Consider the following 24,465-nt stretch of genomic DNA (forward strand, 5'->3'; position numbering starts at 1 on the left):
TTGAATTGCTCGTTTTCTATAGTAGTGGATGATGGAGGAAATCATGGCTGGAATTACAAAAAACGATCAGGTCATTTTACTTAGTGCCCATGAAGATCTGCAAGACGGCCGATTCAATCAAGTCGTCAACAAGTCTGAACATTTGTTGGAGAAATACCCGAAGATGCTTGAGATAAACGATCTGTATGCAAGTGCGCTCTACAATTTAAAGAAGTTTTCAGAAGCCTACAAGGTCATTCAGGAATTTCAAAATGACTTTATCACTAATCCGCAATACCAGTCGGACGGACTAAAGATATTCTTGGCCAATGATCTGTTCATGGCTGCCAGAGAAGTACTGGCTCACACATCGGCGGACAAGCACCAGCAGCGACAGGCAGTCATTCTTCAAAATGAGGATGCCTACCGTCAACAGCACAGTAACGATTTATCAAAGCAAACAAGACGATTGGCTCATCTTGGTTCACTTCCGGTGTATGAGCAGGTCCACGAAATCACGGTTTCACAGAAGTTGCCTTTAAAGGAATATGTGCTTGCAGCAAAAACATTGCTGAATGATCCCTTTGGCTGGCAGGTTTCAAAGACTCAAGTTCTACTTCAGCTGATGAAAGTGAAATTTTCTGAAAACATCCAGTTGTATTGGCTGGATGGCAAGTCCCACACCATAAGTATTGACGAATTAAAACCATTGGACGAATATCAATCTTTTGTAGCTGTTTTAAAAAAAGTAACCGAGCAATTTGAATCAGAAGATCCAATTAAGCTCGATCTTGTTGAAAAAGAATTATTTACTCAAAGTAATTACATTTTTCCCTATTTTGATGAAGTCATCACCATTCCCAAATTCTGGGCAGAAACTGTGATTGCCCAATCCTTTGGTGGGACTGCATCCGCAGATAGTCCCGAAGAGGAAAGAATGCTGGCTTGGATTAAGCTGATTCATGACCAGGAGATTAAAATTGGTCTCATATAACCAAATTATTTTCGGAAAATAAGGGGAATCTGTTTACAAACAATTGTAGTATCGATATAATACTTAAGGATTCTTCGAAAATTGACTACTTTGTCTTTTCCAGAAGATGTAGTATAATAACACTTAGAAATGCATTGATGTGAATTGATGTAATTCTTGAAAACAACAGGAGGTTTCATTAATGGCAAAAGAACATTATGAAAGAACAAAACCCCATGTAAACATTGGTACTATTGGCCATATTGATCATGGGAAAACTACTTTGACTGCTGCTATCACTAAAGTATTGGCTTCAAAGGGTCTCGCTAAGGCTGAAGACTATGCTGATATTGATGCAGCTCCAGAGGAACGTGAACGTGGTATAACTATCAACACTGCTCACGTGGAATACGAAACTGAAAAGCGTCACTATGCCCATATCGATGCCCCAGGACATGCTGATTACATTAAAAACATGATCACTGGTGCCGCTCAAATGGATGGTGCTATTTTGGTTGTTGCCGCAACTGATGGCCCAATGCCACAAACTCGTGAACATATCTTACTTGCTCACCAGGTTGGTGTTGATTACATCGTTGTATTCTTGAACAAGACTGATTTAGTTGATGATGACGAATTAGTTGACTTGGTTGAGATGGAAGTTCGTGAATTACTTTCTGAATACGATTATCCTGGTGATGATATTCCTGTTCTCCGTGGTTCAGCTCTTAAAGCACTTGAGGGCGACAAGGAGCAAGAACAAGTTATCCTTGACTTAATGGATGTTGTTGATGAATACATTCCAACTCCAGAACGTGACGACAGCAAACCATTCTTGATGCCAGTTGAAGATGTCTTCACTATCACTGGTCGTGGTACTGTTGCATCTGGCCGTATCGATCGTGGTACTGTTAAAGTCGGTGACGAAGTTGAAATCGTTGGTTTGAACGACCAACCATTGAAGTCAACTGTTACTGGTTTGGAAATGTTCCGTAAGACATTGGATCAAGGTCAAGCCGGAGATAACGTTGGTGTTCTTCTTCGTGGTATCGACCGTGATCAAGTTGTCCGTGGACAAGTTCTTGCTGCACCTGGTTCAATCCAGACCCACAAGAAGTTCGAAGGTCAAGTTTATATCTTGACTAAAGAAGAAGGTGGACGTCATACTCCATTCTTCTCAAACTATCGTCCACAATTCTACTTCCATACCACCGATGTTACCGGTGTTATCGAATTGGAAAAGGGCGTAGAAATGGTTATGCCTGGTGATAACGTTACATTCCAAGTTGAATTAACTAAGCCAGTTGCCATTGAAAAAGGTACTAAGTTTACCATCCGTGAAGGTGGCCATACTGTTGGTGCCGGTGTTGTTAGTGACGTTAAGGACTAGTTTCTTTCGTTAAAAGCACACTAAGCTGTGAGGATAATTCCTCACAGCTTTTTTTATATGTTGAGTGTTATATGAAATTAATTTTACATTTTATGATTAATACGTTAAAATAACAATGTTATGCAATTATGAAATTGTAAAAAAATCTTTTGGTCTCGGAGGAAAAAAGATGTCTACAAAATGGGAAAAGAAAGGTACCAATGATGGCGAATTAACTTTCGAAATTGGTACAGATTCAATTAAATCTGGATTAGATCGTGCATTCAAAAAGAACAAGAACAGTATTCGAGTACCTGGCTTCCGTAAAGGAAAGGTTCCTCGTGCAATTTTCACCAAGATGTATGGTGAAGAAGCATTGTACGAAGATGCCCTCAACATTCTCTTGCCTGACGAATATTCAAAGGCTGTTAAAGATGCTAAGATCGAACCAGTTGACCAACCTAAGATTAGTGTTGAGTCAATGGAAAAAGGTAAGCCTTGGGTTATCAAAGCCACTGTTACCGTTAAGCCTGAAGTTAAGCTTGGCGACTACAAAGGTTTGAGTGTTCCAAAGCAAAATACCCGTGTTTATCAAAAAGACGTTGAAGCTGAATTGGAAAAGAAGCGTCAAAGTCAAGCTGAACTAGTTCTTAAAGAAGGTAAAGCTGCTGCAAAGGGCGACACTGTTGTGATTGACTTTGAAGGTACTGTTGACGGCAAGCCATTTGAAGGTGGCAAGGCTGAAAACCATTCTCTTGAATTAGGTTCAAATTCATTTATTCCAGGTTTTGAAGATCAATTAGTTGGTCACAAGGCCGGCGATGATGTTGAAGTTAAGGTTACATTCCCTAAGGATTATCAAGCTAAAGACTTGGCCGGTAAGGATGCAATCTTCAAGACTAAGATTCATGAAGTTAAGACAAAGGAATTACCTAAGTTAGATGATGACTTTGCCAAGGATGTTGACGAAAACGTTGACAGTCTTGATGAATTGAAGGAAAAGATCAAAGACGATCTTAAGAAACAAAAGAAGAGCGAAGCCCGCGACGCAATCGAAGATGCTGCAATTAGTGAAGCAACTGACAATGCCGAAGTTAAAGATATCCCTCAAGCAATGGTTGATGAAGATATCCAACGTCAAATGGACCAATACCTTGCAGGTATGCAACAACAAGGTATCAACCAACAGATGTACTTCCAGTTGACAGGAACTAAACCTGAGGATCTTAAGAAACAATTTGCTGATGGCGCTGACAAACGTGTTAAGACAAATTTGGTTCTTGAAGCAATTGTTGCTGCTGAAAAGATCGAACCATCTGAAGATGATGTTAAGGCAGAAGTTAAGAACCTTGCAAAACAATATGGTATGAAGGAAGACGCTGTTCGCAGTGCCTTAACCGATGACATGTTGAAACATGATATCGCAATCAAGCAAGCAATTGACTTAATTGTTGATTCATCAAAGCAAGACGCTAAAGCAAAATCAACTGAAAAAGATTCTAAAGACACTAAATCAGAAAAATAGTTTTTCTGCTTAATTAAAAGGACCCGTTCATTCGACGGGTCTTTTTTTAGGGGTAAAGCCTATTGATTGCAATTTATATATGTTATGGTAAAGTTATTCTTAGTTGATTATTATATTTAAAGTCCATCTTGGATGGAGGAGTGAATAATTTGTTTGAAGATAACGAATCAAGCGGGCCTATTACTTGCTCGTTTTGTGGAAAAACACAGGATCAGGTAAAGAAAATTGTTGCCGGTCCCGGCGTTTATATTTGTAACGAATGTATTGATTTATGCAAAGAAATCATTGACGAGGAATTAGCGCCAGAAAAATCTTCAGAAGACTTACTGAAGGTTCTTACACCTGCGCAAATTCTGGATAAATTAAATGAATTTGTAATTGGTCAAGAAAATGCCAAACGGACACTGTCAGTTGCCGTTTATAATCACTATAAGCGGGTTAACGAAATGATCAGTGAACCGGACGACGATTTGGAACTTCAAAAGAGTAACATCTGTATCATTGGACCTACTGGTTCCGGTAAGACATACTTAGCCCAAACATTGGCTAAGATTCTTAACGTGCCATTTGCAATCGCTGATGCAACGACTTTAACCGAAGCCGGATATGTTGGTGAAGATGTTGAAAACATTCTTTTAAAGCTTCTGCAAAATGCCGATTATGATGTTGAACGCGCTGAGCACGGTATTATCTATATTGATGAAATCGATAAGATTGCTAAGAAATCAGAAAACGTTTCGATTACTCGTGATGTTTCCGGTGAAGGTGTTCAACAGGCTTTATTGAAGATCCTTGAAGGAACGATTGCCAACGTTCCGCCTCAGGGTGGTCGTAAGCATCCTCAACAAGAATTCATTCAGATTGATACAACGAACATTTTGTTCATCGTTGGTGGTGCCTTTGATGGAATTGAAGGCATTGTTAAGAGTCGTCTTGGTGATAAGACCATTGGCTTTGGAACCAACTCCGACGAAGCTGCCGACGTTAATCCTAAAAACATTATGCAGTCAGTTATTCCTGAAGACCTCCTGAAATTTGGTCTAATTCCAGAATTCATTGGTCGTCTGCCAATTCTGACTGCTCTTGATAAGCTTGACGAACATGATTTGGTTCGGATTTTAACTGAACCTAAGAATGCCTTGGTTAAGCAATACAAGAAACTGATTGAGCTTGACGGTGCCGATTTGGAGTTCGCTCCAGGTGCCCTTGAAAAGATGGCCCAATTGGCAATTGCCCGTGATACCGGTGCCCGTGGCCTTCGTTCCATCATTGAAGACGTTATGCGAGACATCATGTTTGATTTACCAAGCAGAAATGATGTTTCAAAAGTTGTCATCACACCGGAGACGGTTACCGATCATAAAGAACCGGAACTAATCTTAAAACAAGCATCGTAATTCCCAGAAATCTGATGTAAACTTTAGATAGCTTACTGTCAGATTTCTTTTTTATTTAAATAGTTTATTCATTGAAGGAGTGGTTTCATGGAGGTTCACAATGTCGACCTTACAATTAGTGCTGTCGCAGAAAAACAATATCCAAATACCCAATTTCCAGAAATAGCGTTGGTTGGTCGGTCAAATGTGGGTAAATCTTCATTGACCAACGTCCTGATTAATCGGAACAAATTTGCTCGTACTTCAAGTCAGCCTGGTAAGACCCAGACTCTCAACTTTTATAACATTGAAGACAAACTCTATTTTGTTGACGTTCCAGGTTATGGATATGCCAAAGCTTCAAAAGCCAGCCGTGAAAAGTGGGGCCGGATGATTGAAACATACTTAACCAAGCGTGAGCAGCTTAAAGGCGTTGTGACCTTGGTTGACGGGCGTCATGCACCCACAGATGACGATATTTCAATGCATAATTGGCTGAAATACTACAATATTCCGATGCTGGTTGTGGCAACCAAGATGGATAAAATTTCCGGTGGTAAATGGAATAAGCAGGAATCGTTAATCAAAAAGACTCTCCAACTCGATTCAGATGAGCCGTTGGTCCTGTTTTCCGCATTAACCAAAACGGGTAAAAATGAAATTTGGCGTTGGATTGAGGGGAGAATGAAACGATGAATTTTGATGATTATCAAAAAGCAGCTAATCGGACATTAATGGGCAATGAACAGGTTTTAACTAATTGTGTTTTGGGCCTAACAGGTGAGTCGGGTAAAGTTGCTGATTTGGTTCGTAAATATACATTTCAAAGTCAACAACTGGATCATGATCAACTCGTCAAGGAAATGGGCGATGTTCTCTGGTATCTGTCTCAGATTTCAGAGTGGGCCGATATTCCATTCGACGAAGTTGCCAGTGATAACATTAAGCGACTTAAAAAACGTTACCCTGCTCAACATGGTGGCGTCAATCAAGTTAATATTTAAATTTCGAAGCAGCCGGAGTAATCTTTGGCTGCTTTTTTCATTCCGATTTTTCTAAAATGCCGTCAAAAACTGTATAATCGACATAATAAATTCGATAATAGTGAATAAAACATAAAAACAGTTGCATTAAATGAATATTGGTGTTAATCTCAATACATTGAATTTTTAGAAGATGAGAGGGAATATATATGTCAGAAAATAATAAAGTTGTTTTAGCTTATTCCGGTGGTTTGGATACCTCAGTTGCAATTCCTTGGCTGCATGACAAGGGCTACGATGTGATTGCCTGCTGTATTAATGTTGGTGAAGGAAAAGATTTGGACTTCATCAAGCAAAAGGCATTGAATGTTGGTGCCATTAAGGCATATGTCATTGATGGACTTGATGAATTTGCCGACAATTACGCATCCGTTGCATTAAAAGCCAATGCGATGTATGAAGGTTCATACCCATTGATTTCAGCATTGTCACGTCCATTAATTTCAAAGACGCTTGTTCAAGTTGCCCATCAGGAACATGCCGTTGCCGTGGCCCATGGTTGTACTGGTAAAGGAAATGATCAGGTTCGTTTCGAAGTTGCCATCCATGGTCTTGACCCACAGCTTGAAGTTTTAAGCCCAGTTCGTGATTGGCACTGGTCACGTGAACAAGAAATCGAATATGCCAAGGACCACAACATTCCAATTCCAATTGATTTGGACTCACCATACTCAATCGACGCCAACATTTGGGGCCGTGCCAATGAAGCCGGAATTTTGGAAGATCCATGGCAAAGTGCACCTGAAGATGCTTTTGCAATTACGAATCCAATTGAAAATACTCCTGATACTCCAACTCAAGTTGAAATCACATTTGAAAAAGGAATTCCAACTGAGTTAAACGGCAAGAAAATGAAGTTTTCTGAAATTATTCAGGAATTAAATGAAACTGCCGGTAAAAACGGTGTTGGTCGAATTGATCATATTGAAAACCGTTTGGTTGGTATCAAGTCTCGTGAAGTTTACGAAGCACCTGCTGCCACTGTCTTGTTAAAAGCTCATAAAGAGTTGGAAGACTTAACGTTTGAACGTGACTTGGCTCATTTCAAACCAACTGTTGAAAAACAACTCAGCGAACTGGTTTACAATGCATTGTGGTTCTCACCTTTAATGGATGCCATCCAATCATTTATTGATAAGTCACAAGAAGTTGTGAATGGAGTCATTAAGCTTCAATTATTCAAAGGAAACGTGATGGTTCTCGGACGTAAATCAGATTCTTCACTTTACGATAAGGATTTGGCAACCTACACTTCTTCAGATTCATTTGATCAAGAAGCTGCCAAAGGCTTCATCAAACTTTGGGGACTTCCTACTCAGGTTTATCAACAAGTTGCGCTTAAGAACAAGAACTCACAATTTGTTAAAGCCGTTACCAAGTCTCAATTAAAAGATAAAGTATCTGTTCATGAACAAAATTCTTCACATACGGGAGCTAAAAAATAAATGAGCACTAAGAAATTATGGGGTGGTCGTTTTCAGGAACAAGCAGCAGAATGGGTCGATCAGTTTGGGGCTTCGATTTCATTTGACCAATTAATGGCCGATGAAGATATCGAGGGCTCACTGGCTCATGTCAAAATGCTTGGGCATACCAAAATTTTACCGATGGATGATGTTGATAAGATTGTTGCCGGGTTAAACGACCTGCGAAAAGATTTACATGCCGGCAAGCTGCATTTTACAGTTGAAAACGAAGACATTCATATGAATATTGAAGCGTTATTAACTGACCGGATCGGACCGGTTGCCGGGAAATTGCATACTGCGCGTTCCCGAAATGATCAAGTGGCAACTGATTTTCATTTGTACTTGAAAAATCGTTTGCCTCAAGTCATTGACGAAATCACCACCCTGCAAAAGACCTTGGTTGAAATGGCAGAAAAGAATGTTGAAACCATCATGCCTGGATATACCCATCTGCAGCATGCTCAGCCAATTTCATATGGTCATTACCTGATGGCCTACTATCAGATGTTGAAACGTGATAAAGAACGTTTTGAGTTCAATATGAAGCACACGGATATTCTGCCTCTGGGCGCAGCTGCGTTAGCAGGGACCACTTTCCCAATTGACCGTGAATATACGGCCAAGGAACTTGGATTTGGACAAGTCTATCCAAACTCCTTGGATGCTGTTTCGGATCGTGACTTTGCGCTGGAGTTTTTGAGCAACAGTTCAATTCTGATGATGCACTTGTCACGTTTCTGTGAAGAAATCAGTATGTGGGTCAGCCATGAGTTCAAGTACCTTGAACTGAGTGATGCTTATACAACCGGTAGTTCGATTATGCCGCAGAAAAAGAATCCTGATATGGCGGAGCTGATCCGTGGTAAATCGGGTCGGGTTTATGGTCATTTGATTGGCCTGCTTTCAACGATGAAGTCATTGCCTCTGGCCTACAATAAAGACCTCCAGGAAGACAAAGAGGGAACTTTTGACACTGTTAAGACGCTCCTACCTTCTTTAAAGGTGTTCAATGGGATGCTGAAGACTGCCAAGCCGAACGTCGAACGGATGAAGCATGCAACTGAAAACGACTTTTCAAACGCAACCGAGTTGGCTGATTATTTGGCTGCCAAGGGCATTCCATTCAGACAGGCCCACGGAATTGTTGGTAAGCTTGTCTTAAAGGGCATAGAAACCCACCAGAACCTTCAGGACATGTCCTTGGAGGAACTACAGGCTGCCTCACCTAAAATCGAAGAGGATGTCTATCATGACCTCAAATCAGAGGTTGCGGTCGAACGTCGTCATTCTTTGGGTGGAACCGGCTTTGATCAAGTCCGTTTACAGATCAAGAATGCCAAGAAAGAATTAGGCGAGTAGCGGCACGCTGCTTTTCTGCATATATATTTTCATGAAATTCAAAAAAAGGACTATGTCATTTCGACATAGTCCTTTTAAATATGCTTATTTTATGATCGGGTACGGGTTTCACTTGGAACTAAAACCATTTTTTCTTTGGTCGTTCTTCGTTCTTACGTTTTTTATCTTTATCTTTTTTATCGTGTTTTAAAAACTTGTCTCGTTTCTTGTCTTCAGGATCCATTTCAGCAAATTTGCCGAAGATCGCATCCATGTCATTTTGGCGATTAACCTTTAATGCCATTCTGATTCATCTCCTTACTCTATTACGAGATAACTATAGCAAAGATTGCCTTAAAAGTCACACTTATTGGCCACTTCTTAAATCACAATGAATATTTGCATGAATAATGTATAATTCTAACTTATTTTAGATTTTTATTGCATAAATTATGTTTTTGGTGTAACGTATTGGTTATTATAATTTTGGGAAGAGGGAACGTAATGAAGAAGAATTTTAAAGCTATTATCCAAGTTATTATGATGATTACGACCATCCTTGCTTTAACGGTGGTATCTACGAGTCATGCTTCTGCTGCTGATAATTCGCTGCAGAGAGTTAAACAACGTGGTGAACTGATTATGGTTACCAGTCCTTATTATCCGCCATACGAATTTCAAGTGAATAAAAAGGGCAAGGATCATATTGTTGGGATGGATATCGATGTTGCCAAGAAGGTTGCCAAAGATCTTCACGTTAAGCTTGTGATTAAGAGTATGAATTTTGACTCACTGTTGGTTGCGATTCAGACTGGAAAAGCCGACATGGCGATTGGTGGTATTAATCCAACGGCGGCTCGTCGACAAAGCGTTGACTTTTCAAAGATTTACTATACCGGCGGTCAAAGTTTTCTGATTAATGCCAATGACGCAAATAAGTATAAGAGCGTCAAGAACTTGCGTGGTGCCAAGATTGGTGCCCAGACCGGTACCTTGTAATATGGGTTGGCAAAGAAGAAGATTCCCGATGCAACTGTTAAGGGGATGGATAAGTCAACCGACTTGGTACTGGCATTGAAGACCCACAAAATTGATGCGTTGGGAATTGAAAAGCCCAGTGCCGAAGCTTATGTTAAAAATGATTCCGGATTAAAGATGATTCCATCCGGCTACGATTTAAACAAAAACGAAACCGGTGTTGCTATTGCCTTCAAAAAGGGCTCGAACAGTTTGGTAACGGCCGTTAATAAATCAATTGATCAAATTCAAAAGAAAAATCTAACCGAACAGTATTTGGCAAATGCCGGAAAGTATATGAAGGTTAACACGGTTAATACTTCGATGTTCCATTACTGGAAGTACTTTGCCAAAGGTGTTGAATACACGGTTCTGATTTCAATCGTTTCAACTTTCTTCGGTGTCATCATTGGGGTTGTCTTGGCATTGATGCGATTCTCCAAGCAAAAATGGCTTCGTGGCCTTGCAATTAGTTATACCGAATTTATTCGTGGAACACCTTTGATGGTTCAAGTCTTGTTTGTTTACTTTGGAATCGGTGTGGTGGTGAACATTCCAGCGTTGATTTCAGGGATGATTTCCGTGTCGCTGAATAGTGGTGCCTACGTTGCTGAAATTATTCGTGGCGGAATTAATTCCGTTGCAAAAGGGCAAACGGAAGCTGCCGCCAGTCTTGGATTATCAAAAGGTGATTTGATGCGATTCGTTATTTTGCCGCAAGCATTCAAGAATATCTGGCCAGCTTTGGGTAACGAATTCATTTCACTGATTAAGGAAAGTTCCATTGTTTCAATTATCGGAGTTACCGATTTGATCTATCAGTTGAACATCGTTCGGGCGGATACGTATCGTGGTGTCATGCCAATCTTTGTCGCAATGCTGCTGTACTTTATCATGACATTTGCACTTACACGTGTTCTGAATCACTTTGAAGGGAAGATGAAACATGCAGGATAAAAAAGTTCTCGAAGTTAATCATTTAAGTAAAAAGTTTGGTAAAAATGAAATTCTCAAGGATATCAACGGGACTGTTAAATCCGGCGAGGTTATCTGTGTGATTGGCCCATCCGGAGCCGGAAAAAGTACTTTTCTCCGTTGCTTGAATTTATTGGAAAAGCCAACATCCGGTGAAGTTAAATTTGACGGAACCGACTTAACCAATGTTGATGAAAAGCAGTTGATCAATCTGCGTGAACGAATGGGAATGGTTTTTCAAAGCTTTAATCTCTTCCCGAACATGACGGTGATTGAAAACCTTAAGCTGGCACCGATTCGTGTTAAACATATGAAAGATGACGAAGCTCAAAAAGTTGCCATGCATTTATTGGACAGAGTTGGCCTCAAAGAAAAAGCCAATGCCTATCCAAGCAGCTTGTCAGGTGGTCAACAACAACGGGTGGCCATTGCCAGAGCCTTGGCAATGAACCCGGAAGTCATGTTATTTGATGAGCCAACCAGTGCGTTGGATCCTGAAATGGTTGGTGAAGTTCTGGAAGTTATGAACGAACTTGCCAAAGAAGGAATGACCATGGTTGTGGTTACCCACGAAATGGGCTTTGCCAAAGAGGTTGCCGATGAGGTTTGGTTTATGGCAGATGGCTATATTCTGGAAAGAAACAAACCTGGTGAATTGTTTGACAACCCTCAAAATGAACGGGCAAAAGATTTCATTGGCAAAATCATTCAAAATGTCTAACCGACTGACTAATCTTGAGTGAATCAAATTTGAATCAACAATGACAATAAAAAAGGAATCCCAGATGATGTATTTAAAATCATTGGCAGGATTCCTTTTTTGGGATAGTTGGTGCAAAACGATGTGCTTGTTTGATTGAGTAAATGTGAGTGTTGAAGACCGTTTATCCCCAGTTCGTATCAGTTGAACCAAACATATATTCGATGTATACTTTTAAATTGAATATTATGAAAGGAGTGAGTTTTTTGGCGAATGAATATATCGAACATAAGTTGGCTTTATTGCCTGATATGCCTGGTTGTTACCTGATGAAAAATATCAACGGTAAGATCATTTATGTTGGAAAAGCCAAAAACTTAAAGAACCGGGTTCGCTCATATTTTAAGAGCAGTCATGAAGGTAAAACGGCCCGGTTGGTCTCCGAAATTGCCGATTTTGAATACATCGTGGTTTCCAGCGACAAAGAAGCATTTTTACTGGAAATTACGTTAATTCAAAAACACCGGCCATATTTCAACATCAAATTAAAACAGGGGAACGGCGGGTACCCATACATTAAGATTACTAATGAACGTGACCCGCAAATTAAAATCGTCAATACCTTGCTTAAAGATGGCGGCTTTTATTTTGGCCCTTATCCAAACGTTTATGCAGCTGATGAGACGGTGAACTTCTTACAGAAGGTATATCCGCTCAGACGCTGTAATGGATTTCAAAATCGACCTTGCCTGTATTACCACATGGGCCAGTGTCTGGGTGCCTGCTTCAAAGTGGTTCCCGAAGAGGCATATGCCAAACAGATTAAGCGGATTAAATCATTTCTGAATGGGAATGTTGCCCATGCCAAACAAATGTTGACTGCCAGAATGGAAAAGGCAGCCTCGAAGATGGAATACGAGCGGGCAGCCGAAATTCGTGATTTGATCAAATATATTGAAATCACGGTTGAAAAGCAGAAAATTATTTCAAACGATAACACCCCTCGAGATATTTTTAATTATTATATGGACAAAGGCTGGTTATCTATTCAGGTGTTCTTCATTCGTCAGTCACGATTAATGAAGCGTGAAAAACGATTATTTCCAATTATTGACGATCCTGAAGAAGAAATGGTCAGTTTCATTTCTCAATTTTACAAGCAGAAGAATCAAATCTTGCCAAAGGAAATTCTGGTACCCAAATCACTGCCAACTGATGTGATTAGTCACGTGGTGGAAGACGTACCCGTTAGAACGCCACAGCGGGGTCAGAAACGTGACTTACTGGAGATGGCAGGTAAGAATGCCAAGATGGTCTTAGAGGAGAAATTCAGGCTGTTAGAGCTGGATGAGAGCAAGACAACCGGGGCAATGAAAGAATTAACCGATGCCATGGGAATTGCCCCTGGTCATAAGATCGAAGCTTTTGACCACTCACACATTCAAGGAGCCGACCTGGTTTCGGCAATGGTTGTTTTCGTGGATGGCCAACCTAATAAGAATTTATATCGGAAATACAAATTGAGAACCGTCCACCATGCCGATGAAGCTGCAAGTACAAAGGAAGTCATTCGTCGACGCTACACCAGATTACTCAAGGAACACGCTGAAATGCCCGACCTGATTTTAATGGATGGCGGGACTATTCAGATGAACGCCGTTAAAGATGTTCTGGTAAATGAACTGGGACTGGACATTCCGGTTGGTGGCATGGTCAAGAATACCCATCACCAAACGGCCGACTTATTATTTGGTAATCACGATACACCGCTTCAACTGAATCCAAAAAGCCAGGGATTTTACCTCCTGCAGCGAATTCAAGATGAAGTTCACAGATTTGCGATTACCTACCATCGTAAAGTTCATACGAAGAATTCTTTGAGTTCTCGTTTGGATTCAATCGCTGGAGTTGGTCCTAAGACCCGAAACAAGCTTTTGCGAAAATTTGGATCATTGAGGAAAATTTCAAATGCTTCGATTGCCGATCTCCGCAAACTTGGAATTTCGGAAACTGTAGCGCAAACCATTAAGTTCTCGTTGAGTAAGATTGATGAAGAACGTAAGGTAACTAATTATCAAGATAAAAAATTAACCCACTAGGGATCAATTTTCATGGTCATTTTCAAGATTATTTTGACCTGGTGTGCGAAACTCGGTATACTGCTAGAGTATTGAACATGTAACTAACGACTTAGGATTAATTAAAATGGTGATAAGATGTTTGTTGATCAAGTAAAAATTAATGTAAAGGCTGGAAACGGCGGAAACGGTATGGTTGCTTTCCGACGCGAAAAATATGTTCCAAACGGAGGCCCTGCCGGAGGTGACGGTGGCCGAGGCGGAAATGTCATCTTTAAAGTGGATTCAGGAATGAATACCTTGATGGATTTCCGTTACCATCGAAAGTTTAAAGCTGCAAATGGCGGCAATGGTGCCAACAAATCTATGACCGGTCGTAGTGCCGATGATTTGGTTATCCCAGTCCCAGAAGGAACAACGGTAACCAACACTGAAACGGGTGCCGTCGTCGGGGATTTAACCAAACCCGATCAAGAATTGGTTGTTGCAAAAGCCGGCCGTGGTGGCCGTGGCAATATTCATTTTGCAAGTCCAACGAACCCGGCACCTGAAATTGCTGAAAATGGTGAACCAGGGGAGGAAATTTCCCTTAGCCTGGAATTGAAAGTTTTGGCAGATGTCGGACTGGTTGGGTTCCCTTCAGCAGGGAAGTCGACACTTTTGTCGGTCATTACCAGTGCCAAACCGAAAATTGCCGGCTATCATTTCACAACGTTGGTTCCTAATCTTGGAATGGTCAGATTGGATGACGGGCGTGATTTTGCTGTCGCTGATTTACCTGGATTAGTTGAGGGAGCTTCGAATGGAGTAGGATTGGGATTCCAATTCCTGCGTCACGTTGAACGAACCCGTGTTATTCTTCATTTAGTGGACATGTCCGGAATTGAAGGCCGTGATCCATTCGATGATTATTTGGCAATCAATAAAGAATTGGAACAGTATGATGAACGAATCTTGAAACGGCCACAAATCATTGTGGCAACCAAGATGGACCTACCTGATGCTGAAGATAATCTTCAGGAGTTCAAAAAACGTTTGAATGAATCTCAAGATAGTCAGACAGATGTTCCTGAGATTTTCCCAATTTCTTCAGTCACTCATACCGGTTTAACCGAATTAATTCGCAAAACAGCCGACCTATTAGATACAACTAAGCTGTCAGATTTGGAGAAGCCACAGGATACGACCAAGCAATATGATTACAAGCCAGCTGACTCTAGTGACTTCCATATTTCATATGATAAAGAATATGAATCATGGGTTATTACAGGCGACAAGATTGAACGTCTGTTTAAGATGACCAATACCGAACATGATCAAAGTATGCTAAGATTTGCACGTCAAATGCATGGTATGGGAATCGATGATGCCTTACGAAAAGCTGGGGCTAAAGATGGCGATACAGTCACTATCTTGGACTTCTCATTCACATATGTTGAATAGTTAAAAATCAAATTCATATAGGGCAGGGAATATTTCAATGCAACAGGTTCAAACAAAAAAACATGTAAAACGGCTTAAGCATAGCCGGTATATAACTGGTTTTGATGGTATTCGAGCACTAGCGGTAGTTGGTGTTATCATTTACCATCTGTTGCCGTATAAGCTGCAGGGTGGGTACTTGGGAGTGCCAACCTTTTTTGTAGTATCCGGCTATTTGATTACTGATCTCTTGTTACAGGAGTGGGAGCAAAACGGCAAAATTGATTTTTGGGGCTTTTATGCCCGAAGAATTAAACGGCTGTATCCTGCCCTGGTGTTTATGCTGGTGGGAACCGGCACATACATAACACTTTTTCAACGGTCGCTGTTGACCAATTTACGATCGATTATTACGACCAACATGCTTTACGTCTACAACTGGTGGGAAGTCGGTCACGGTCAAAGTTATTTTGACCGGTTCAACGGGGAATCACCGTTTACCCACTTGTGGTCACTGTCCATTGAAGGACAATATTATTTAATTTGGCCGTTAATTTTAACGGCAATGATTTTGATCATTCGCAAACGAAGAACAATTGCCAATATCTTACTTGTTTTGGCAATTGGCTCCGGGGTCCTAATGGGCTTGCTATACACCGGCCCAGCTACTTTGAACCGGGTTTACTATGGTACTGATACCCGGATGTTCTCAATTGTCTTTGGTGCTTTACTGGCTGTGATTTGGCCATCAACTCACTTAAAGAAGCATGTATCAACCACTTCTCGATGGACACTGAACGTAATCGGACTTATTTCGATTGCCATTATTGCTTACCTTTACTTCCAACTTTCCGGCCAAAATACCTTTACGTATCGCGGCGGAATGTTCATCATGGCAATTGCTTCAACGACCTTGATTGCCGCTTGTGCCCACCCAGGTGCAGATATTAACCGGTGGCTGACCAACCCGGTATTTCATTGGATTGGTACCAGAAGTTACGGAATCTATCTTTATCAGTTCCCGGTCATGATTTTTTACGAAATCAAAGTTCAAAATATCGCATCGCATCCTTTGATGCATGCAACGATTGAGATTGCCTTGATCATGATTATCAGTGAACTGTCATACCGTTACATTGAAGCGCCATTAAGACATTACAAGTATTCAAATCTTGGCCGTTCAATTTACGAATTTTTCCAACCAAGTTCAGTTTACGGTTGGAAGCGGCTATGGTTGGTTCCAGCTCTGTTCCTAATTGGTGTATCGGTCTATGGTAGTGCCATTTCACCAACCAAGGATGCCAAAAATGTTTTGCAGGAAAACATTACGCAAAACGAAAAAGCTTCCAGTGCGAAGAATAAAGCTGCCTTGGCCAAGCAAAAGAAGGCTTCCAAGCTTTCTGCAAATCAAAAGCGGATGAAGAAGCTTTTGAAGAAGAAGCTAACTGTTAAGCAGTACAAGATTGCCAAGCACTATGGTTTGAATAAACGTCAATATTTGATGGTTTATCAACAACCACTAACGGCTATTGGAGATTCAATTTTGGCCGATAACAGTCGAGATCTTCAGCACGTATTCCAGAACGCCTATGTTTCAGCTGCAGTTGGCCGTCAGATATGGCAGGCAGGGCAAGTGTTGACGCAGATGAAGAAGAAAAACGAACTTGCTCCCAACATTTTAATTAATTTGGGAACCAATTCTCCGATGACATCTGCACAGATTAACTCGGTTATTAAATCAATCGGTCCTAAGCACCAGATTTTCTGGGTAACCACTCATGTGCCAACCAGAAACTGGGAGTCTGAAGTTAACCGGACGATTCGAGCTGCCGCCAAACGCCATAAGAATGTCCATGTTGTTGATTGGCATGCATACAGTTTGAATCAGCGAGACTGGTTCTGGCAGGATAATGTCCATCCAAATCCAAAAGGAAATGTTCATTACACGCATTTGATTGCAAAATCAATTAGTGATTTTTACGATAAAAAATAACAGTTTTCCAACTGTTGAATATACAAAAAAGAACTGAGACAAAATGATCATTTTGTCTCAGTTCTTTTTATTTCTAATTTAAATTAACAGTGAGTGTTGAATCCGGTGCGTCCGCAACTTTCTTTTGATTGGTTGTATAAACCGGTCCAAACTTAATGGCCAACTTGGTTGCCGGATGACTTGCATAATCGTGAAGGTAGCCAGTCATGGCGAAGCTGACGGCTTTACCGGAATTGATTCGGTTGCCGGCTGATGAATCCGTGAGCTGGTCAGCAGTTGTCAGTGTCTGCCCCTGATTGGTTTTAACGTAGTCAACGCCGTTCAAAGCAATTTTAATGTCATAACGATTGGTAACGATATAGTTCAGCACAAATGTGTAGTAGGTGTCAGGGATGGTCTGCAGGTTCAAAACCTGTTCGACGGCTTCCTTAGCTTCAGGTGTTTTTGCAGTATTTTTAATAATCCGAACTTGATTAACTTTGTAGGTTAATTTACCGGATTGAATGTCGAGAGGCTGAGTTGAAACGGCAGCAAGCTGTTGACGGGTTCCGAAGCGGTCAAATGTAAACTGATGTTTTTTACTCAGATCACCATTTTTAACGTAGTGTGAATTGTGTTGGACTGACTTGGGCACTTTGTACTGATAGTTGTCCAGTGATTGACTTGAACTGGAAGCGGCCGAAGAACTTGATGAATCGTTAGCCATATTTGCACTGAATGATTTTTTCTCGTTTGCTTGATTTGCCTTGTTGCCACCGCAGCCTGCCAAACCGACTGCGAGGAACGCAGACAAGATTATTAAGTATCCTTTTGCTTTCATGTTTTTATCCCCTAATAAAATACAATTGATTTATTAACAATTCTAAACCCAAAAACCAATTGATGATCATTTAAGGTTCTCAAATCGGTTTTAAGAGAAAGTTGTCTGGTTCGGGTCATAAACTGATCTAAGGTTATTGTAGCAAATCCACCGTGAGATGGAGATGTTTTGCCCAACAATAAGGAATCTTTATCAATTAACAATTCATTGACGGGCAGAAAGTGTTTCCCTTCGGCAATTAAAATTGTTAACTTCGGATTTAGTGTACTGCTGGCACGGAAAAACTCATCCAAATTGATGATAACCCCCTCCCTTCTAATTATTATTTTATCGTAATTATGATACAATTGAAAAGTGATTTTAGGAGTCAGCATAAGGCTGGCTTTGTCATTCGATTTTAAAAAATAAGGAAACGATAATAATGCAGATTGAATTTTTAGGAACTGGGGCAGGGTCTCCAGGCAAGTTTCGAAACGTTTCAAGTTTGGCACTTCGACTGTTGGATGAAATCAACTCAGTGTGGTTGTTTGACGTCGGCGAGGGAACCCAGCACCAAATTCTTCGTTCAACTATCCGGCCTCGAAAAATAGAAAAAATATTCATCAGCCATTTACACGGTGATCACATTTTTGGCCTGCCTGGTTTATTGAGCAGCCGGTCATTTCAAGGTGGAAATACACCGTTGGATATATACGGACCTCAGGGAATTAAAGAATATGTCAATGTCAGTTTGAAGATCTCTGAAAGTCGATTATCTTACAAGATCAGGTATCATGAGCTTCCGAAAGATACTGACGGAAAGATTTTTGAAGGTAAGAAGTTTACTGTCTATGCCGCACCGTTAGATCATCGAATTACCAGCTTTGGCTATCGGGTTGTTGAACACGATCACCCGGGTGAATTGATGGTTGATAAGCTGACGGAACTACACATTCCGTCGGGACCAGTATACGGAAAGTTAAAAATGGGGCAAACGGTTAAGCTTGAAGATGGCCGGGTCATTGATGGAAAAGAAATGATCGGTCATTCTCAACCTGGTCGAATTGTCACGATTATCGGAGACACGCGAAAGACTGCCAACGCTGTCAAGCTCGCTGATCATGCTGATGCGTTGGTTCATGAGAGTACCTTTGGTAAAGGGGAAAACAAGCTCGCAAGGAACTATTTCCACTCAACTAATATGCAGGCGGCTCAAATTGCCAAGCAGGCCGGTGCCAAGATGCTTTTATTGAACCACATTTCGGCCCGATATACAGGCAAGATGGCTCATGAACTCGAAAAGCAGGCTCAGACCGTATTCCCCAATACAAAAGTAGTCAAGGACTTTGATGTCATTGATATACCATTTGAAAAGAACTAATAAGTATTTCCGGGGGGATTCACTTTGAAGAAACAAATTAGCACAATTCTCAGTATTATTTTGATTATTATTATCGCAATTTTTGCGTTAATGAATTTTGAATCTGTTGAAGTTAATTTTGGCTTTGCATCTTTGAAGGTACCATTGGTGTTGTTAATTTTAATTAGTTTATTGATTGGCGCACTTGTTATTTTCCTGTTTTCATCCACTCAAAACGTGAAGAAAAACCGACAGTTCAAACAGTTGGAGTCTGAAAGCCAACAAAAGCAGAATCAGTTGAATACTCAAATTGATGAGCTCAACGATAACTTGAAAGCTTTGGAGACCAGACTGAAGAACTCAACCGGCAAACAGGAAATTGGCAGCCGTGATCAACAAATCAGTGATCTGGAAGATGAAATTGCGAAATTAACCGAAAAATTATCTTCGGAAAAGTAAGGTAGAGTGTTTTAATGATCAATTCCAAGTTTAAATGGCAACTTGACCAACCAGCCAACCAGGATGTAGTTGATAAATTGTCAAAGGATGCAAATATTGACCCGTTTGTTGCCAAATTATTGGTACAGCGGGATATTACAACTGCAGAAGGTGCGGAGAGTTTCATGAATCCTTCTGTCAGCTCATTTCACGACCCGTTTTTGATGCATGACATGAAAAAGGGGATCGACCGGATTCGACAGGCTGTTGAAAAAGGCGAGCACATCACCGTTTACGGTGACTATGATGCCGATGGTATTACCAGTACGACGATTATGTATGAGACGTTGAGTGATCTTGGAGCCGATGTTGACTACTATATTCCCAACCGATTTACGGAGGGCTACGGTCCCAATGTGAAGGCGTTTCAAAGTATTGTGAATAATGGGACCTCGCTAATTGTCACGGTTGATAATGGCGTGGCCGGATTTGACGCGATTGCCGCGGCCAATGCATTGCACTGTGATGTGGTCGTTACTGACCACCATTCATTGCCGGAGAAGCTTCCCGATGCGTATGCCATCATCCATCCCAGAGTTAAAGATGATGAAGGTAAGGCGTATCCATTTGGTGATCTTTGTGGTGCCGGGGTTGCATTTAAAATTGCCCAGGCATTAATGGACGAAGTGCCGTCTGATTTAATTGATATCGCTTCAATTGGGACGGTTGCCGACGTTGTTTCATTAACCGACGAAAATCGGGCAATTGTTAAATTTGGTGTTCAAGCCATTCAAAATAGTCAGCGGCCTGGTTTGCTGGCTTTAATCAAAGAAGCCGGTATTAATTTGGCTCAATTTAGCGAAGAAGATATCGGTTTTGGCATTGCACCGCGTTTGAATTCACTTGGCAGAATCAAAGATGCAACGGTCGGAGTTGAACTCTTATCTACTTTTGATGAGGATCGGGCTTCCGAATTGGCCAAATTTGCCAATCAGCAAAATGATTTGCGCAAGTCGCTTGTCGATCAATTTTTCACTGACGCTGTTCAAAAGGTTGAGGAAAATGGGGACATCAGCAAGCGTCATACGTTGGTCGTCGTTGGCAACAATTGGCATCAAGGTGTTTTGGGAATTGTTGCCAGCCGATTGGTTGATAAATATCAGCGACCGACAATTGTGATGACTGGTTCCGACGATAGTGATGAAGTCAAAGGTTCTGGCCGGAGTGTCGACAGTTTTGATTTATTCAAAGCAATTGATCCGATTCGTGACCAAACGGTTGGCTTTGGTGGCCACCACTCTGCTGTTGGACTCACCATCAAACAAGACAAGGTCGACGTGCTTAAAGATCAACTTGAAAAGGCGGCTGAAGAGCAGCATTTGGATTTATCCGTCAAACCACAATTGGAAATTTCAGGAGCGTTGCCTGTATTGAAGGTTACCCCGGATCTGTGTGATAAAATTAAGACACTGGCGCCTTTTGGCCAGGATAATCCCAAGCCAATCTTTAAATTTCAGTTTGATCATCTTGCCAATGTGAAGACAATGGGGAAGACAAATGATCATTTGAAGTTCTCCATGGTGCAAGGTGACAGCCAACTGACGGCGATTGCTTTTGGTAAAGGAGACGTCGCTTCTGACATTCAAAACGGTCAGTCTCAATTGCAGGTTGTCGGTGAGATTGGTGAAAATACATGGAATAATCGAACAACTCTTCAAGTCATGATTGATGATTTGAAAGAAACGCCTCAACCAGTTGTTGACGAACGAACCCGTGAACTGCACAAACAAATGTTTACTGATTCGGGGATCTACGTTTTCTTCCACGAAAAAGTTTTGAAACAGTTGCGACGTTATGTGAATGATCAGTCGCAGGTTGTGATGTACAACCAAATTGAGCAGGAAGCCGTTAAAGATCAACAATTATATATTGTTGACTGCCCTGATGTCGTTGATGATCTGGTCCAAGTTTTGTCGAAGGTATCACCGAAGACCACTGTCCTTTATTTGTACAAAAAGCAACTTATATCCAAAATAGGGATGCCAGATCGTCATTCTTATGCTAAACTATTTAGGTTCATTAAAGAACACTCAAACATCAATATTGCGACGCAGTTAAAACAAATTTCAGAGCATCTCCACATTTCCGCACGGACAATTATTTTTATGGTTCAGGTTTTCCTTGAATTGGATTTCATCACGATCCAGGACAGAATTATCAATCTGAATCCAAATTACGCTGCCCGTGATCTGAAAACAGCACCAAGTTATCATCTTCGGACTGAACAACTGGCTGCTGAAAAGAAACTGCTGGTTTCAAATACTCATGAATTAGTCAGCTTCGTCAAGGACTGTTTGGGCGTTTGATGAAAGGGAGAAAGAATATGCCAATCGATTTTTCAAAATATATTGCTTCATATCCGGACTTTCCGGAACCCGGAATCCTCTTTAGAGATATCTCACCAATGCTTGAAAATGGTGAAGTCTATCGAGCTGCTACGGATAAAATTGTTGATTTTGCCAAAGCACGAAACGTTCAAATGATTGTCGGCCCAGAAGCACGTGGATTTATTGTCGGCTGTCCGGTTGCCTATAAGCTGGGGGTTGGATTTTCACCTGCCCGCAAGAAGAATAAGCTGCCAGGGGAGACCATTGAGGAAAGCTATGGCTTGGAATACGGTAAATCGTCATTATACTTGCGTACCAACGCTGTTAAACCTGGTCAGAGGGTATTGGTTACCGATGATTTATTAGCCACTGGTGGCACGATTGACGCCACTATCCGGTTAGTTGAAAAGCTTGGCGGAATTGTTGTTGGAACCGCGTTCTTGATTGAATTGTCCGATCTTAAAGGTCGCGATAAAATCAAGGACTATGATTTCTTCTCACTTTTAAAATATTAAAACAAAAGTTCGTGATCACTGAAATGTCAGTGGTTACGAACTTTTTTAATGTTGTTGGTTGTTTGAAATCTGTATATGTCGGTTGCGATTGGGTGGCTGCACGAATGTCCTTTGGGTCACCAAAAGTCTGAATTTGATTTGGATTGGTGCGTGCAGGTAACAATTTAAAAAGATAATAAAAGCGCTCTGGAATTATCTTCCAGAACGCTTAAACGCCTGCTGCTATTAAGGTGAGTACAGGATTTGAACCTGCGCGCCGGTATTAGCCGGTTCGCCGGATTTCGAGTCCGGTGCATTACCACTCTGCCAACTCACCACAACAGATTTCATTATATCAATTGTTATTATGAAAGTAAATTACTGTCTACTTGGAAGAGGCAAAACGCGTCTTTAAATAACCGACAATTGCTGGAATTAATGAAATCCCCACAATTCCGATAATGACCATTGAGAAGTGGTCTTTAACGACAGGAATATTGCCAAAGTAATATCCGGCGCCACAACAAATTGCGACCCACGAGATGCAGGCAATCAAATTGTATTTGATGAATCGTTTGTAAGGGAAGTCACTGGTTGCTGAGACAAATGGAATTAAAGTCCGGATGATGGGGATGAACCGGCCAAAGAAAATGGCCATTGCCCCATATTTATCGAAAAAGCCCCGGGCTTTACTCAGATCTTTTTCCTTAATGAATTTTCCAAGAATACGATGACGAGGGATGATTTCTCCAAACTTGTTACCAAAAAAGAAGTTTAAGGAATCTCCGCCAATTGATGCCGCCAGAAATATGATGATAAACAGACCAATATTCAACCCATATGTAGCGTTGGCTGATAGTGCCGCAGCTGCAAACAGGAGTGAGTCTCCTGGAAGGAACGGAAAGATTACCGCTCCTGTCTCAATAAAGATAACCGCAAATAGAATTAAGTATGTTGAGTCTCCAAATGTATTTACGATATTTATGAGATGGCTGTCAATATGCAGGATAAAATCGATAAGCGTACTCAAATAATCATTCCTTTCGAAAATTTATAATTGATTCTAACAAATTATGTCTGACCCGCGTGATTTATTAGCTGTCCTTTAACAAAAAATAAGTTTTGTTGTGAAAACAGATTTTCAAGGTTACAATATAAAAGCAGATTATGGATAGGATGATTATAGATGAAATTTAAAGTAGGAATGACGGTTACAGGGACAGTAACCGGGATCCAGCCGTATGGTGCCTTCGTAGACATTGGTGAGCATACACAGGGACTGATTCACATCTCGGAGTGTAAATCCGGGTATGTTGATAACATTTTTAATATGTTCACGATTGGCCAGCCGGTTTCTACGTTGATTATCGATATTGATGAGTACTCAGGAAAAATTAGTTTATCAATGAGAAGCCATCAGCCTGATTTGGATCTTATTAAGCATCCGAAAAACTTCCGCCCAAGGAATATTCATTATTGGACAAACTATCGATTAAACATCGGCTTTAAGAGCCTGGCGGATGCTAGAAGTCAATGGATGCGTGATGCCCGAAACTTTTTTGATTAGTTTTTAAGAAAGTCCTTGACCTAACACCAATAAATTGGGTATAATATTTTTCGTTGTCAATTATTCATTTGATTCGCTTGTGAATTTCAATTTTACAAATTGAGTTAAAAAATCACTTGATTTCAAGTTGAATATCTGATAATATTAAATAGTTGTCAAAAGC

21 protein-coding genes, 1 tRNA gene and 1 pseudogene are annotated in these 24,465 nt (G+C 40.9%); 18 read left to right on the forward strand and 5 right to left on the reverse strand.

Translation table 11 applies throughout. The features are described from left to right. Positions 1–43 precede the first annotated feature (43 nt). From LKE01_RS03365 to argH, 8 genes are all read left to right on the forward strand, one after another. Entirely contained in the window at positions 44–973 is a 930-nt protein-coding gene (locus LKE01_RS03365) for a hypothetical protein (RefSeq protein ID WP_056982193.1), read from the forward strand. Between the two features lie 181 nt (positions 974–1,154). Beyond that, positions 1,155–2,342 (forward strand): elongation factor Tu, encoded by a 1,188-nt coding sequence (tuf, locus tag LKE01_RS03370; protein ID WP_054769507.1) that lies wholly within the window; start codon positions 1,155–1,157, stop codon positions 2,340–2,342. A 169-nt stretch (positions 2,343–2,511) separates the two neighbouring features. Continuing rightward, positions 2,512–3,846, forward strand: a complete 1,335-nt coding sequence (gene tig / locus LKE01_RS03375; protein ID WP_056982195.1) for a trigger factor — start codon at positions 2,512–2,514, stop codon at positions 3,844–3,846. Between the two features lie 149 nt (positions 3,847–3,995). Further along, complete coding sequence (gene clpX, locus LKE01_RS03380) at positions 3,996–5,243, forward strand: ATP-dependent Clp protease ATP-binding subunit ClpX (protein ID WP_179286781.1); 1,248 nt, start codon at positions 3,996–3,998, stop codon at positions 5,241–5,243. A gap of 87 nt (positions 5,244–5,330) precedes the next feature. Next, a complete protein-coding gene (yihA, locus tag LKE01_RS03385; protein ID WP_054769506.1) occupies positions 5,331–5,918 on the forward strand; it encodes a ribosome biogenesis GTP-binding protein YihA/YsxC in 588 nt (195 codons plus the stop codon). Continuing rightward, positions 5,915–6,226, forward strand: a complete 312-nt coding sequence (locus LKE01_RS03390; RefSeq protein WP_056982198.1) for a nucleoside triphosphate pyrophosphohydrolase family protein — start codon at positions 5,915–5,917, stop codon at positions 6,224–6,226. The genes yihA and LKE01_RS03390 overlap by 4 nt, the downstream gene beginning before the upstream one ends. Before the next feature lie 188 nt (positions 6,227–6,414). Continuing rightward, complete coding sequence (locus LKE01_RS03395; RefSeq protein ID WP_056982200.1) at positions 6,415–7,710, forward strand: argininosuccinate synthase; 1,296 nt, start codon at positions 6,415–6,417, stop codon at positions 7,708–7,710. After that, on the forward strand, positions 7,711–9,093 hold the full coding sequence (gene argH / locus LKE01_RS03400) for an argininosuccinate lyase (protein WP_056982202.1): 1,383 nt from the start codon (positions 7,711–7,713) through the stop codon (positions 9,091–9,093). It begins immediately after the preceding gene. Positions 9,094–9,211: 118 nt separating this feature from the next. Here the strand turns inward: argH and LKE01_RS12030 are convergent, their stop codons facing one another. Beyond that, the gene (locus tag LKE01_RS12030) at positions 9,212–9,376 is read right to left on the reverse strand and encodes an SPJ_0845 family protein (RefSeq protein WP_169790310.1); all 165 of its coding nucleotides are present in this window, start codon (positions 9,374–9,376) and stop codon (positions 9,212–9,214) included. A gap of 200 nt (positions 9,377–9,576) precedes the next feature. Between LKE01_RS12030 and LKE01_RS03405 the strand changes: the two are divergent. From LKE01_RS03405 to LKE01_RS03425, 5 genes and pseudogenes are all read left to right on the forward strand, one after another. After that, a pseudogene (locus tag LKE01_RS03405) lies at positions 9,577–11,046 on the forward strand (ABC transporter substrate-binding protein/permease). Beyond that, on the forward strand, positions 11,036–11,785 hold the full coding sequence (locus LKE01_RS03410) for an amino acid ABC transporter ATP-binding protein (RefSeq protein WP_056982203.1): 750 nt from the start codon (positions 11,036–11,038) through the stop codon (positions 11,783–11,785). Before LKE01_RS03405 ends, LKE01_RS03410 begins: the two are co-directional and overlap by 11 nt. A 245-nt stretch (positions 11,786–12,030) precedes the next feature. Then, positions 12,031–13,863, forward strand: a complete 1,833-nt coding sequence (gene uvrC, locus LKE01_RS03415) for an excinuclease ABC subunit UvrC (protein WP_056982205.1) — start codon at positions 12,031–12,033, stop codon at positions 13,861–13,863. A 117-nt stretch (positions 13,864–13,980) separates the two neighbouring features. After that, a complete protein-coding gene (gene obgE / locus LKE01_RS03420) occupies positions 13,981–15,285 on the forward strand; it encodes a GTPase ObgE (RefSeq protein ID WP_056982207.1) in 1,305 nt (434 codons plus the stop codon). Between the two features lie 37 nt (positions 15,286–15,322). Beyond that, a complete protein-coding gene (locus tag LKE01_RS03425; protein WP_056982209.1) occupies positions 15,323–17,257 on the forward strand; it encodes an acyltransferase family protein in 1,935 nt (644 codons plus the stop codon). A 73-nt stretch (positions 17,258–17,330) separates the two neighbouring features. Here the strand turns inward: LKE01_RS03425 and LKE01_RS03430 are convergent, their stop codons facing one another. Together LKE01_RS03430 and LKE01_RS03435 are read right to left on the reverse strand one after the other, a co-directional pair. Then, positions 17,331–18,077 carry a hypothetical protein gene (locus tag LKE01_RS03430; protein WP_054769504.1) on the reverse strand — a complete coding sequence of 249 codons (747 nt, stop codon included), beginning with the start codon at positions 18,075–18,077 and terminating at the stop codon, positions 17,331–17,333. An 11-nt stretch (positions 18,078–18,088) separates the two neighbouring features. Continuing rightward, positions 18,089–18,376, reverse strand: coding sequence for a hypothetical protein (locus LKE01_RS03435; protein ID WP_054769509.1), 288 nt, complete (start codon positions 18,374–18,376; stop codon positions 18,089–18,091). A 122-nt stretch (positions 18,377–18,498) separates the two neighbouring features. Here LKE01_RS03435 and rnz point away from each other — a divergent pair, with 122 nt between their 5' ends. The 4 genes from rnz to LKE01_RS03455 are packed head-to-tail and all read left to right on the forward strand — an operon-like array spanning position 18,499 to position 22,756. Beyond that, positions 18,499–19,437, forward strand: a complete 939-nt coding sequence (rnz, locus tag LKE01_RS03440; RefSeq protein WP_179286782.1) for a ribonuclease Z — start codon at positions 18,499–18,501, stop codon at positions 19,435–19,437. A gap of 24 nt (positions 19,438–19,461) precedes the next feature. Continuing rightward, positions 19,462–19,875 (forward strand): lipopolysaccharide assembly protein LapA domain-containing protein, encoded by a 414-nt coding sequence (locus tag LKE01_RS03445; protein WP_054769502.1) that lies wholly within the window; start codon positions 19,462–19,464, stop codon positions 19,873–19,875. Between the two features lie 14 nt (positions 19,876–19,889). Then, the gene (gene recJ, locus LKE01_RS03450; protein ID WP_056982211.1) at positions 19,890–22,220 is read left to right on the forward strand and encodes a single-stranded-DNA-specific exonuclease RecJ; all 2,331 of its coding nucleotides are present in this window, start codon (positions 19,890–19,892) and stop codon (positions 22,218–22,220) included. A 17-nt stretch (positions 22,221–22,237) separates the two neighbouring features. Continuing rightward, entirely contained in the window at positions 22,238–22,756 is a 519-nt protein-coding gene (locus LKE01_RS03455; protein WP_054769501.1) for an adenine phosphoribosyltransferase, read from the forward strand. 228 nt (positions 22,757–22,984) lie between these two features. Here the strand turns inward: LKE01_RS03455 and LKE01_RS03460 are convergent. Beyond that, a tRNA-Ser gene (locus LKE01_RS03460) sits at positions 22,985–23,072 on the reverse strand. A gap of 48 nt (positions 23,073–23,120) precedes the next feature. Next, the gene (locus LKE01_RS03465; RefSeq protein ID WP_056982213.1) at positions 23,121–23,765 is read right to left on the reverse strand and encodes a VTT domain-containing protein; all 645 of its coding nucleotides are present in this window, start codon (positions 23,763–23,765) and stop codon (positions 23,121–23,123) included. A 156-nt stretch (positions 23,766–23,921) separates the two neighbouring features. On the opposite strand from LKE01_RS03465, the gene LKE01_RS03470 reads away from it, so the two are divergent. After that, positions 23,922–24,302: a CvfD/Ygs/GSP13 family RNA-binding post-transcriptional regulator gene (locus LKE01_RS03470; protein WP_054769500.1), complete on the forward strand. Its 381-nt coding sequence runs from the start codon at positions 23,922–23,924 to the stop codon at positions 24,300–24,302. The last annotated feature ends 163 nt before the right edge of the window (positions 24,303–24,465 follow it).

This window comes from Lentilactobacillus kefiri, from assembly GCF_007989105.1.
In the GTDB taxonomy this organism is placed as follows: domain Bacteria; phylum Bacillota; class Bacilli; order Lactobacillales; family Lactobacillaceae; genus Lentilactobacillus; species Lentilactobacillus kefiri.